Annotated in this window: 7 protein-coding genes; 6 read left to right on the forward strand and 1 reads right to left on the reverse strand. The window is 36.6% G+C overall.

Translation table 11 applies throughout. From position 1 onward, the window contains the following. Positions 1–71 precede the first annotated feature (71 nt). Positions 72–1,415, reverse strand: coding sequence for a TolC family protein (locus tag GX311_09940; protein ID NLK16704.1), 1,344 nt, complete (start codon positions 1,413–1,415; stop codon positions 72–74). A 179-nt stretch (positions 1,416–1,594) separates the two neighbouring features. Here GX311_09940 and GX311_09945 point away from each other — a divergent pair, with 179 nt between their 5' ends. The 6 genes from GX311_09945 (at position 1,595) to GX311_09970 (ending at position 13,715) form a co-directional block, all read left to right on the forward strand. Beyond that, positions 1,595–2,290 (forward strand): ABC transporter ATP-binding protein, encoded by a 696-nt coding sequence (locus GX311_09945; GenBank protein ID NLK16705.1) that lies wholly within the window; start codon positions 1,595–1,597, stop codon positions 2,288–2,290. Next, on the forward strand, positions 2,283–3,515 hold the full coding sequence (locus tag GX311_09950) for an ABC transporter permease (GenBank protein NLK16706.1): 1,233 nt from the start codon (positions 2,283–2,285) through the stop codon (positions 3,513–3,515). The genes GX311_09945 and GX311_09950 overlap by 8 nt, the downstream gene beginning before the upstream one ends. Positions 3,516–3,526: 11 nt before the next feature. Next, positions 3,527–4,786: an ABC transporter permease gene (locus GX311_09955; protein NLK16707.1), complete on the forward strand. Its 1,260-nt coding sequence runs from the start codon at positions 3,527–3,529 to the stop codon at positions 4,784–4,786. A gap of 23 nt (positions 4,787–4,809) precedes the next feature. Further along, positions 4,810–5,940, forward strand: coding sequence for an efflux RND transporter periplasmic adaptor subunit (locus GX311_09960; GenBank protein ID NLK16708.1), 1,131 nt, complete (start codon positions 4,810–4,812; stop codon positions 5,938–5,940). 245 nt (positions 5,941–6,185) lie between these two features. Further along, entirely contained in the window at positions 6,186–9,938 is a 3,753-nt protein-coding gene (locus GX311_09965; GenBank protein ID NLK16709.1) for a T9SS type A sorting domain-containing protein, read from the forward strand. Between the two features lie 66 nt (positions 9,939–10,004). Further along, complete coding sequence (locus GX311_09970) at positions 10,005–13,715, forward strand: T9SS type A sorting domain-containing protein (GenBank protein ID NLK16710.1); 3,711 nt, start codon at positions 10,005–10,007, stop codon at positions 13,713–13,715. Positions 13,716–13,811: the final 96 nt, after the last annotated feature.

Genomic DNA, 13,811 nt, shown 5'->3' on the forward strand with positions numbered 1-13,811 from the left:
ACGCACAAAGATAATAAATTCCATTTTGGTTGAATATGAAATTAGCGATCTTTACAAAACAAACTTTTACCTTAAAGCTGTATATCAGCACCACGGTAAAAATCAAGTATCTTAGTTTTTACTATGAAATCATATTTACTTTGCAGTAGTCTTGATTTTACCTGATTCAACTTGTTTTTCTCTATATTATAATCTGTTGCGCTAATTGCCCCAGCATTAAATCGTTGTTCAGCAAAACGATAAGATTCTTCGCTTGCTTCAACTGCCTGTTTGCGTGCATTATAGTTTTCGCGTGAAGCTAATACATCATTGTACGCTGATTGAATAATTTTATAAATATCTTGCTTTACTTTTTCTATCTCATTTTCAGTTGTTAATGTCTCTACTTGAGCATTAGCAACGTTTGTGCGATTTCTAAATTTGTTGAATATTGGTATTGAAAGAGACACACCAAACTCGGCCTGACGACGATCTCTCAATTGGTCAAGTAGCATATAGTCGGTACTTCCATTTTGTGGATTTATTGCAAAATTATTGTAAGGAGAAGATAAGGCAGCACTAAGTGCTAATGTTGGATAGTAACCCGATTTAGCTATTTTTTCTCCTGTTTTTGAAATATCCAATTGCACTTCAACAAGTTTGATTTCAGGCAAAAAAACAATTGCCTCAGAATAAAGTCCTTCCATAGAGAGAGTGTCCGAAAACGTCAATATATAGTTCTCAATATCAGGCTTTTCTATTTCAAAAACACCCTCATCATAGTTCATTAGTTGAGATAAATTGAGTAGCGAAACTTTAATTTGATTCTCATATCCAACCAATTGCGACTCCTCTTCTGCTCTCTGACTGGTCAGAGCTAATAAATCTCCTTTCGCCACAGTTCCCGATTCTATTAACTTTTGCGTTCTCTCTATTTGCTGGTCGGTTGTTGAAAGTTGTTCCACCAATATCTCCAACTGTTCCTGATTATACAAAGAAACCAAATAGGCATTTACGATCTCTAAAATCAGTTGATTTTTGAGAATTTCGTAACTTATTTTTCCTGTCTCTAATTCAAGCAATCTTCGGTTAGTTGTGTGCATTTTTCTAAATCCCTCAAACAGATACACATTCGACGACAATCCTACATTGAAAGATGTAACCTGCTGATTTATAAATTGCGACTGCTCGTAACTAAATGTCTGTCCGAAACTTTGACCAAACCTCGACATAGCGTTCAAGTCCGGTAATAAATCGTATTTCGATTGCTTGTAGTTGTTTTGCAAAACTTGCTGCGACAGCTCCTGTTTTTTCAGATTAAGGTTGTGTTCTATAGCATAATTTATGCACGTTGGCAAGTCTAATGTTTGCGTATTTTCTTGAGCTTCAGCATTTATGGTATAAATAACTAAAAGCAAAAATAAAACATTTCGCATTGTTTGTAATTTTAGATTTTTAATAACACAAATTTATAAATAAAACAAAAACCTTATGACGCATTAACAACAATATTGTTACAAAATTATCCGTTTTGTAACTTTTGAACGAAATAAACGTCCCAAGTTCAGTTTTTTAAATAAATTTGTTCCTTTGTTAAAATAACCTTTATGACCGTATGATATCTATTAAAAATCTTCACAAATCATATCCAATAGGTCAGAGCAGCTTACATGTTTTGAAAGGAATCAGTTTTGATATTGACGACGGAGAATTGGTTTCAATTATGGGTAGCTCCGGTTCGGGCAAATCTACTTTGTTAAATATTATAGGACTACTTGACTCGTATGACAATGGTTCTTATTATCTCAACGATTTGTTAATGGAAAACCTTTCAGAAACTAAAGCAGCATACTACAGAAATAAATATTTTGGATTTGTTTTCCAGTCGTTTAATCTTATTGCGTATAAAAATGCGCAGGAGAATATTGCTCTACCCTTGTACTATCAAGGCATTTCGCGAAAAAAACGCAACACAATGGCAATGGAGTATTTAGACAAAGTTGGATTACGTGATTGGGCACACCATTTACCAAGTGAGTTGAGTGGAGGTCAGAAACAACGTATTGCTATTGCCCGAGCATTAGTTACTAAACCTAAATTAATTCTTGCTGACGAGCCTACTGGAGCATTAGACTCTCAAACTTCGTACGAAGTTATGAACCTACTTACAGATATAAACAAACAGGGCATAACCGTAATAATAGTAACCCACGAGCGCGAAATATCTGATATGACAAACAGAATTATTCGCTTACGAGACGGTATGATATTAGAAGACAGACCAATAGAAAAAGCTAAAGCCAATGTTTAGTATCGATAAATGGCATGAAATATTTATCACTATTGGTAAAAACAAGTTACGTTCGGCTCTCACAGCTTTTAGCGTTGCCTGGGGTATATTTATGCTTATAATTCTTTTGGGAGCTGGACAAGGTTTGCAAAATGGAATTATGGCAAATTTTGAGTCAGATGCCACTAACGGTATGTGGATATACTCAGGGATAACAAGTAAAGAGCATGATGGGTTGCAGTCCAACCGTTATATTCAATTTAATAATCGTGATTACGACGAAACAAAAAGAATTAATAGCGAAAATATAGAACACTCTAATGCTACGGTTTGGGTTTGGTCAGATAACCTTATAACATATGGTAAAGAATCTGTGAACTACGATATCGCAGGGGTTTATTCAGGAGCTCAAGAGATTGAAAAAACTGATATCATTAAAGGCAGATTTATTAATAAGCTCGACTGTAATGAGAATAAAAAATCGGTTGTAATCTCAGAAAAAGCACGACTAGAATTATTTAAAGATAAAAATGCAATTGGAGAGTGGATAAATATCGGAGGGATACCTTTTAAAGTTGTTGGCATCTATATTTCCGATAGCGATAGAGATAACGACGTGGTTTTCGTGCCATTTTCTACAGCCCAACGTTCATTTAGTTTAGTAAATAGAGTTAATATTTTATCCCTCACAATCAAAGGCTTAACCACAGAAGAAACAGAAGATTTTGAAAAAGCCTTACGAAAACAATTTGCCTCGAGGCATAACTTTGATCCAACTGATGAAAGTGCTATCTATATCCAGAATAACCTCGTAAATTTAAAGCAAATAAACGCGATGTTTTCAGGCATTTCAGCTTTTATTTGGCTGATTGGTATCGGCACCATAATAGCAGGTATTGTCGGCGTTAGCAATATAATGCTGATTGTCGTAAAAGAACGGACTAAAGAGATAGGTATCCGAAAAGCTATCGGAGCAACGCCTTGGTCAATAATTGGTGATATTCTTATGGAGGCAATCTTAATAACCACTGTAGCAGGATATTTTGGACTTGTCTTGGGAGTTGCGGTGTTAGAGCTCTTTTCAACCATTGTCCCTCCGACCGATTTTTTTAGAAGCCCACAAGCAAATTTACAAATAGCTATAAGTGCAACAATATTGTTGATAATATGTGGAACCATTGCAGGATTTGTACCTGCACGAAGAGCAGCAGCAATAAAACCCATAGTCGCACTCCGTGATGAATAAAAAACTTGTTTATGTTTGATATTGACCACTTTAAAGAGATAATTCACACGCTAAAAAGCAACAAAATGCGGACGATTATGACTGCATTTGGAGTTTTTTGGGGAATTTTTATGCTTGTGGTTATGTTAGGAATGGGTAATGGCTTTAAAAATGCTATATTCAAAAACTTGGGAGATTTTGCAACTAACAGCGCATTTATGTGGACAAACATTACTACAAAACCGTACGCAGGGTTTGATAAGGGGCGTAGCTGGAATTTTAGAAATGGAGATATTGCAGCGTTAACACATAATGTTGAGGGACTCGAACGATTAGCACCACGAGTACAAGCATCAAGAAGAAACACTTCCAACAATGTAGTTTACGGTACAAAAAGTGGTTCGTTCACTGTTTACGGAGATTATCCCGATTGGAATTATATAGATCCCGTTGATATAATCGAAGGGCGATATATTAACGAAATGGATATAATTAATTATCGAAAAGTTGTGGTAATTAGCAACTTAGCAAAAAATACACTGTTTGCTAATGACGAAGAACCATTGAATAAATTTATTAGGGTAAACGGCGTTTATTATAAAGTTGTAGGCATATTCAAATCAAAAAAATCAGGCGGACAAGCGCAAGGAGAAGAAAAAAACGTACACCTTCCATTTACCACAATGCAACGAATATATAATTACGGAGATATTGTTTTTTGGTTTTCCCTAACAGCCGATCCAAAAATATCTGTTGCAACAGTCGCCGACAATGTTATGAAGATATTGAAAAAACGCCACAAAATACACCCCGAAGACGATAGAGCAATTGGACACTTCAACGTAGAAAAAGAGTTTAAAAAAGTAAACGGACTTTTCCTGAGTGTTGCCGCATTAATATGGATAGTAGGTATTGGAACTTTACTGTCTGGAGCAATTGGTATTAGCAATATAATGTTAGTAGTTGTGAAAGAGCGAACTAATGAGATAGGAATAAGACGAGCAATCGGGGCATCGCCATTTAAAATAATTACCCAAGTTATATCCGAGTCGATAGTATTGACATTATCAGCCGGTTGGTTGGGGTTAGCAGCGGGAGTCGGTGTTATACAAATAATAGATACTGCAACTTCCGGAGCTGAGTTTCCCATAATGTATAATCCAATGATAAGTTTTAACATGGGACTCTTTGCGCTCGGAATATTAATAGTTAGCGGAATAATCGCAGGATTGATACCTGCCCACCGAGCAGTTAAAATGAAGCCAATAGAAGCATTACGAACAGAAAAATAAAAAAACCTTTAAATAAAGTTATTATGAGAAAAATACTCAAACGATCGCTGTTAGTATTAGTAGTCTTAATATTTGCTTATACAATATTCTTCCTGTTTCAAAAATCAAGGAAAAAGCCAGTTATATATACAATTGAAACACCTTTTAAAACCAACATTGTAAATAAAACTGTCGCAACAGGAAAAGTAGTTCCACGCAAGGAGATTGAAATCAAACCTCGTGTAAGTGGTATAGTTAACGAACTGTTTGTCGAACCAGGGGACATAGTACGAGTAGGCACACCTTTAGCCAGAATAAAAATTGTCCCCGATATGATAAGCCTTAACAACGCAGAATCGAGAGTTGAAAAAGCCAAAATATCTTTAGACGATGCTCAAAGGGTTTATGACAGGCAGAAACAACTGTTTGATCAACAGGTGATTGCAATTGCCGAATTGGAAAAAGCCGAAATAATGTTAAAAAACTCAAAAGCTGAATATCAGGCTTCCGAGGATTATCTGAAACTAATCAGGGAGGGTGTCTCTTCACGTTCCAAAGAGCAAACTAATACTCTTGTAACATCTACTATTGAAGGTATGGTATTAACTGTCCCTATTGAAGTGGGCAACTCAGTTATAGAAAGCAATAACTTTAATCCAGGAACAACCATAGCCGTGATTGCTAATATGTCTGAAATGATTTTCATGGGCAAGGTTGACGAGGTTGAGGTTGGGAAACTGCATTTAGGAATGGATCTGATTTTAACAATAGGAGCAATCACCGACACCAAATTCGATGCAAAACTCGAATACATCGCACCTAAGGGGGTTGAAGAATCAGGAGCTATTAAGTTTGAGATTAGGGCAGAGATGAAACTTAAAGAGGATTTTTTTGTACGCTCGGGATATAGTGCAACCGCCGAGATAGTCTTAGAGCAAAAAGATAGTATAATGGCTGTGAAAGAGAGCCTTTTGAAATTCGCCGAAAAAGGAGACTCTGTCTATGTTGAAGTCCTTGTCGATGAAACTCCTCAGACATTTGAAAAGCGTTATGTTAAAATCGGGCTGAGTGACGGCATAAATACAGAAATATTAGAGGGACTGTCAATGGAAGACAAAATAAAAGGCGCCGTCAAACGCGAGGATTTTGATGTAGATAGCACCAAACAAATGTAGCAAAGGGATAAGGAGCAAGGTACAAGGTAAAAGTTTCAATTCGTTACTCGTAATTGTTATTTGCTTTTATCTAAATTTTGTTTGGAATAATTTTTGTGCGATTATATATTCTAATCAAGCGCTCTAATTTTAAAAACTTCTATATACTGTAATTATCAAAAATTCCTGCTTTTATTTTGCAATTCAATAAAAAATCATCATTTTTAACCGCTAAAATTTAAAAAGAATTTAAATCTAATAAAATCATGAGAAAATTATTACTTTTTGGAGTTCTTTCATTACTAATGATAGGCTCAAATCAAGCACAGACCCGAATTTCGTTAAAAGCTGGAGAAAATGAACTCAAGCTTGTTAATAGTGAAAGAACAGGACTGTCGCTTTTTAATAGTGTTTCATACATTGACGTTCAACTTGAAAAAAGAACTCAAGGTGAATATGTTGAGCTAGTAATGAACAAATATGGCAACTCGTTCAATATTGGTAATCCTGATTTACCAGTATTAAACAGACTAATTGAGGTTCCTGCCGGAGCAACTGTTTCTGTTAATGTTACAAGCTATGACGAGGTGTTACTGAATCTTGCTAACTACGACATAAACAAGCTTATTGCACCAGCACAAGAATCGGTATCAAAAAGTGCCGATCCCGACAAAATTCCTTTTGAAAAAAATGAACATGTCTATTCAACAAACGCTCTATTTTCAAATCCTATGGTTAGATACCATGAAGTGGGCATAATGCGTGGAGTAAGAATTGGACGTATTGAAATTAATCCACTTGCATATAACCCTGTAACTGGAGACCTGAAAGTGTTCAATAACATGAAAATAGAGGTAACATTCCAAGATGCAGATTTTGCAAAAACTGACCTTTTAAAAACAAAATACAACTCACCTGCATTCAACGGATTATTATCAGGGCTGTTAAACTACACTCCTGCTGAATCAAGCAAAGATTTAAATATAAATGGTGTTCCAATGAAATTCGTTATTATTTCACACCGTATGTTTGAAAGCACACTTGCACCTTTTGTTGCATGGAAGAAAAAACAAGGATTCAATACAATTCTTCGCTTTACTGACGAGGCAGAAGTTGGCAACACATCAGCAGCTATTAAAAGCTATCTTCAAGGTCTATACACTTCAGCAACACCAGAAAATCCTGCACCTTCGTTTGTTATGTTGGTAGGAGATAATGAGCAACTTCCAGCTTTCTCTGGTACTACAAGTTCGCACGTTTCCGATTTATACTTTGCTACTTACGACGGATCATCTGACAGAATACCCGATGTTAATATAGGACGTATGTCAGCAAAAACAGTAGCTCATCTTGAGCCTCTAATTCAAAAAACATTGCTTTTTGAACAATTTCAAATGGCAGATCCTTCATATTTAGCAAACTCACTTCTCGTAGCAGGTGTAGATGCAGGTTATGCTACAACATACGGCAACGGAGCGTTGAACTACGCTTTACATTATCATAATGCTGCCCATGGAATAAATACTACAGCAATACCATATCCTCAAAGCAGTCAATCTGGTGTTTCACAGCAAATTATTCAGACTGTAAATACGGGTATTGCGTGGGGTAACTACACCGCACACTGCGGTCCCTCAGGATGGGGAAATCCTTCTTTTACCACATCTGACATACCTTCATTAAACAATGACCAAAAATATGGCATATTGGTGGGCAATTGCTGCCAGTCAAGTCAGTTTAACAATGATGTTTGCTTTGCTGAAGCAATAACACGAGCTGCCAATAAAGGCGCAATAGGGTATATAGGAGGAACTAATAGTACATATTGGAGCGAAGACTACTGGTGGGCAACAGGATTTGGAACTGTTGTACAATACCCTGCCATTGCAGATTTTGGTCCCGGCGCATACGATGCTCTGTTCCACGAACATTTACCAAATGACAATGTTTATTCTACAACACAAGGTCAAATTCCAATTGCAGGATGTCTAGCAGTAGAGGAAAGTAGCTCAACAAGGAAACTTTATTATTGGGAAATTTATCACCTAATGGGCGATCCTACTTTAACCCCGTATATTGGACCAATGCCAGAGATGACACCTGACTATTTGGCCACACTTCCAATGGGATTGAATTCATTTACAATGTCAAACATTCCACCAAAAGCATATGTGGCACTTACTGACAATGGAGAAATAAAATTTGCGGGTTTTGCCGATGCAAGTGGCACAATAGAAATTACTTTCGATGGATTCTCTGTCCCAACAACAGCTGATATTGTTATTACGAGTTCTTTCCATCGTCCATTTATAGGAACTTTAGATGTTATTCCATCAGACAGCCCATTTGTGGTCTATTTTGGTTCAACAATAAGTGACTCTCAAGGCAACGACAACGGAATGCTTGATTTCGATGAAACTGTTACATTGCAAGTAAATCTTAAAAACGTAGGGACTGTTGATGCAACAAATGTGGTTGCAAAGCTGAGAAGTGATAGTCCTTATATAACAATTATTGATTCTGTAGCTAATTGCGGTAACATAAATGCAGAGACAGAATTTCTTATTGAAAATGATTTTGTAATCAAAGCTGCAAAAGACATTCCTGATCAAACAAAAGTCGACTTTACAATTTTTGCAACTGCTGATGGAGAAGAAGAACCATGGATAACAACTTTCAGTTTAACTGCGAATGCTCCACAACTAACTAGTTTAAAATATGAAATTGCGGAAATAGAAGGAAACGGCAATGGAAGAATTGACCCAGGAGAAACAATAAGTGTTACTGTTCCTATCAAAAATATTGGACATGCAGTAGGATACCCAATGACAGCTATTTTATCTGCAAACATTATAATAGTTGACATCGAAAATGACGTCGCCGAATTAGCTGCTCTTGCTCCAGAAGAAGTTGGAAATTTTGTATTCACTATCACTACAAGTGAGAATATTCCAATAGGAACCCCTTTAGATTTAACAATACACGTTAACTCTGATATATTCTCATTTGAGGCTTCACAGTCATATAGTGTTGGATTATCAGTAGAAGATTTTGAAAGTGGCAGCTTTGATGCCTACGGTTGGGTAGAAGGTGGAAATATGCCATGGACAATTGTAAACACCGGTGCCTATGAAGGTACCTACTGTGCAAAATCAGGTGCAATTAGTCACAGTCAAAAAACCTCAATGAGTGTAACCTTAGATGTTAGTGCGCCAGGAGAAATTACTTTCTATAGAAAAGTAAGTAGTGAAAATAACTACGATAAATTATTTTTCAAAATTAATGGAGAAACAAAGGGAACTTGGTCTGGCTCACAAAGTTGGGAACAGTTCTCATACGAAGTGCCTATAGGCAACCACACTTTCACTTGGGAATATGCAAAAGACGGATCAGCATCAAGCGGAGAAGATTGCGCATGGGTTGATTTTATTGTATTTCCAGGTGCAGCTGCCACTCCAAATACAGCCCCGTATTTTTTAGATACTTTTATACCTGACGCGTACTGTGGCGAAGAGTACAGTGCTGACCTATGTGCAATAGATCCTGATGGGGATCAAGTATCATTTATTGCTGAATCACTTCCATTATGGATGACGCTTAGAGACTTAGGTGATGGTACAGCCTTGCTAAGTGGCACACCAACTAATGAAACGGCTTTCCCAGATGAACAAATTATTGTCTCTGCAAACGACGGTATTTTTAAAACAACTAAAGTTAAGGGCATTAAAGTTCATGGTTGTACCTCGATTACTGAAAATGAATTATCATCAGGTTTGAGTGTTTATCCTAACCCATCAGATGGAAACTCAACAATTGAATACACTTTATTGCAAGGCAGTAGAGTTGCAATTGACATTTTAAGTCTTAACGGACAAGTATTAAAAACTGTATTGAATCAACCTATGACATCTGGCGATCATCAAACTCCTATAAGTTTTGAAGGGTTAGCCTCTGGTGTTTACATGGTTAGATTAGTGGCAGGAGAAGTAACAAATAGTATATACGTAGTTGTTAAATAATAAACTTAAATAAACCTTAAGAAGGGGCGATTCTATCCCCCTTCTTTTTTTACACCAAAAAGAATTATGCAACCAAAAAGAATAATAATTTTCATTGCTGCGATATTAATATTGATTGTATCGCCCAAGGTTTTTGCAAACCAGACAAAAGTTAAAGTATTACAGTCAACAGAATCTAAGATTGTGCTTCAAGTTGAATTCTCTGAACCACAATTTACATCTGTCGAGACACCTCGCGGAAAAGCGTTCGTTGTGTCCGCAGACAAAGCATATCCTATTCTATCAGAAGGGATGCCTGATGTTCCAAGAGTAGCGGAATCAATAATAATACCCGACCTTGGAACAATGGAAATATCAGTAATAGACGTAGATTGTAGAATCATAGACAACATTGAGATAGCCCCATCAAAAGGAAACATTTTACGCACTGTAAATCCTGAAGATGTTCCATATATTTATGGAGAAGCATATCAAATCGACAAATTCTTCCCCGAAAAAAACGCAAGCCTTGACACTCCATACATATTAAGAGATTATCGTGGACAAGTAGTGGCTTTTTATCCTGTACAATATAATCCTGTAACTAAACAACTTAGAGTTAATAAAACAGTAAAAGTAACTTTAGTTCACTCCGACATTAAAGGGGAAAATGAATTGATTAGAAATAATCCAACTCGAGTTAATTCAACTTTTGATCAAATCTATCGCAACAGATTTTTAAACTATGAAAATAATGAAAGATATACTCCTGTAAACGAAGTAGGCAAGTTATTAATTGTTTCTCACTCCAGCTACATGGAGGCGATACAACCTTTTGTAGCATGGAAAAAACAAATAGGCATACCTACAGAATTGGTTGAATGGTCAACAATAGGAACAACTCACGATCAATTGAAAGCGTATGTCCAAAATTATTACAACACCAATGGGCTTACATTTCTTTTATTGGTAGGTGATGGAGAGCAAGTCCCCCCTATTACAAAAAACATCTCAGGAACTTCTCCAAGTCCTGCCTATTGCGATCCTTCTTACGGACACATAGTTGGCAACGATGCTTATGCAGAAGTTATCGTAGGTAGATTTTCGGTTGAAACAGTTCAACAACTTCAAAATCAAATCCAGAAAACAATAATGTACGAAAGTCAACCCGACGCAAATGCCGATTGGTACAAAAAATATACACTAATAGCCTCTGCTGAAGGCGGTGGCGGTCAAGGAGATAACGGAGAAAGTGACGTAGCACACTCCAGAGTAATAAAGCAAAAATTACTAGGTTACAATTACACTAGTGGTGACGAACTATTTGATGGAACACAAGGTCAAGAAGACGCTCCAGGAAACCCCACTCCACAAATGGTAGTGGATGCACTAAACCAAGGTCGTGGATTTATGAACTATACAGGACACGGTTCAGAAACTTCTTTAGGATCCTCTGGATTTAGTGTTAGTAGTATGTCAGGATTGTCAAATAATACCCAGTTCCCCTTTATGTTTGACGTAGCATGTGTAAACGGACGATTCGTTGGACGAACATGTTTTGCCGAAGGGTTTATGCGTGCTTCTAACGCCAACGGACCTACAGGCTCTCTTGCTATCTGTGCAAGTTCTGTAAACCAATCGTGGGCTCCTCCAATGGCAGGACAAGATGAAATGGTTGATCTTTTGGTAAAGTCATACCAAAACAATAAAAAATACACCTTTGGAGGTATAGTTGTGAATGGTTGCATGTTTATGAACGATAAATATGGGACAGGTGGATACTCTATGACTGAAACTTGGGTGATTTTTGGAGACCCAACAGTTATGGTAAGAACAGACACTCCACAAACACTCGAAGTTTCACACAACAATATTATTTTTCTTGGAACAACAGAGTTTGAAGTTGAATGTGCATCAGAAAATACAAGAGCAACTCTATCTGTTGATGGTGAATTGATTGCCTCTGCTAATATCGTAGGCGGTACTGCAACGCTGACGTTTTCAGAACCTTTTAATGAGCCAGCAATGGCTAAACTTACTGTTACAGGATACAATAAGGTTCCATATATTGCTGATATTGAAGTAATACCCGCCGAAGGACCCTATATTAGTGTTGAATCATATAACACTGAAAGCACTGATAATGTGTTAATTCCATACGGACAAGTCTCTTCTATCGATGTTTCATTTAAAAATATGGGAGTGGAAGAGGCAGTAAATTGTATTGCAACAATATCAACAGAAAACGAAAATGTTACCTTATTGAACAGTACTTTTGAAATCGGCAACGTCGGAGCCAACGAAATTGTTACAAAACATGCTGCATTTGATATTGAAGTTGTAAACAATATTCCTAATATGGAGCTGGTTTTAATAAATATTACCATTACTGACAATCTTAATAATATTTGGACAGGGAAAATTAAACTTAATGCTGCTGCTCCATATATTGAGGTAACAAGCATCACTTTCGAAGAGTATCATGGTAATGACAACGATCAAATGGATGCTGGAGAGATCTGGAAAGCAATAGTAACTACTAAAAACAACGGAGAGGCAACATCGGCAGAAATAGAGACCGAGTTATCAGCTATGAGTGACAATTTCCAAATAATAGAACCTCTTATTCATTCTGGTGTTATTGAGCCAAATGAGGAGCTAACAACTGTTCACACTCTCATTTTAGATGGAAATATTCCTGCAGGAAATTTCATTACTACCTTTGCTATATCCACATCGGATCAATACACAAGTAATATTCTAACTGTGTCAAGTCCGGTAGGATTAATTATCGAAGATTTCGAAACTGAAGACTTTAGCTCATTCAACTGGCAAGTGCCAAGCAGTAACGCATGGCAAATATTAACCGGAGCTGATAACGCATACGAAGGCAATGCATGTATGACATCTGGTACAACTGCAAACAGTCAAACAAAAGAAATAACACTAAATCATAAAGTTTCGAAAAGAGATATGATATCGTTTTATCGAAAAGTTTCAAGTGAAACAAATTATGATAAACTGACCTTCTCAATAAACAATGTTGTAAAAGAGACGTGGAGTGGAGAGCTTGACTGGGCATATGTCGAATTCCCTGTAAATGTTGGAGACAGCCTATTTACATGGAAATACACCAAAGATGGTTCTGCTGCAAGTGGACAAGATAAAGCATGGATTGATTATATCGTGTTGCCATCTTCAGCAACATCAACCCAAAATAATGTTGCTCCTATATTTTTAACAACACCTCCGGGACAAGTTGTTGAAGTTATGGAAACCAAAAGCTTTGAATATATTATTGAAGGCTACGATGAAGACGCAGAAGATACTGAATTGATATTTACATGTGTTGATAAACCCGATTGGTTAACATTAGAACAAACAGAAGCCACTAAAGCAGTTCTATCAGGTACTGTCGCTGCTGAAGATGTTGGCAAGCACGATATTGTGATTCTTCAGGTTTCTGATACAAAAACAGCATCAACTCAATATTTCTTTGTTAGAACAATCCCTTATGTGGGAATAGAAGAATCTTTGGTTGTTCTAAGCAAAATGACCATATATCCGAATCCAGCAAATAATACTGTTAACATTAGTTTTGAAAGTCCCGGAAAGAAAGAATTAGTAGTTGAACTATTCTCAATAGACGGAGCTAAAAAACAAACTATTTTTGATGGAACTTCACATGGTGGAACTAACAATATTACTGCAAATATAGATGACCTTAATCCAGGCTTATATTTTGTTAGAATCACACTTGAAGGAAAAACATACACTAATAAACTAATTGTTAAATAACATCAAAGAATTATAGTGTTATAACACTAAAGCCAACTGTCTTACAACAATTCAGTTGGCTTTTTTTATTAAAAAATTCTCATGATTTTTTACCTA

Source organism: Bacteroidales bacterium, from assembly GCA_012519055.1.
Taxonomy (GTDB): Bacteria; Bacteroidota; Bacteroidia; order Bacteroidales; family Salinivirgaceae; genus JAAYQU01.

Coding starts and splice junctions, on each gene's coding strand:
- GX311_09945 (NLK16705.1), top strand. CDS start 1,595: ATGATATCTATTAAAAATCTTCACAAATCATATCCAATAGGTCAGAGC.
- GX311_09940 (NLK16704.1), bottom strand. CDS start 1,415: ATGCGAAATGTTTTATTTTTGCTTTTAGTTATTTATACCATAAATGCT.
- GX311_09960 (NLK16708.1), top strand. CDS start 4,810: ATGAGAAAAATACTCAAACGATCGCTGTTAGTATTAGTAGTCTTAATA.
- GX311_09965 (NLK16709.1), top strand. CDS start 6,186: ATGAGAAAATTATTACTTTTTGGAGTTCTTTCATTACTAATGATAGGC.
- GX311_09955 (NLK16707.1), top strand. CDS start 3,527: ATGTTTGATATTGACCACTTTAAAGAGATAATTCACACGCTAAAAAGC.
- GX311_09970 (NLK16710.1), top strand. CDS start 10,005: ATGCAACCAAAAAGAATAATAATTTTCATTGCTGCGATATTAATATTG.
- GX311_09950 (NLK16706.1), top strand. CDS start 2,283: ATGTTTAGTATCGATAAATGGCATGAAATATTTATCACTATTGGTAAA.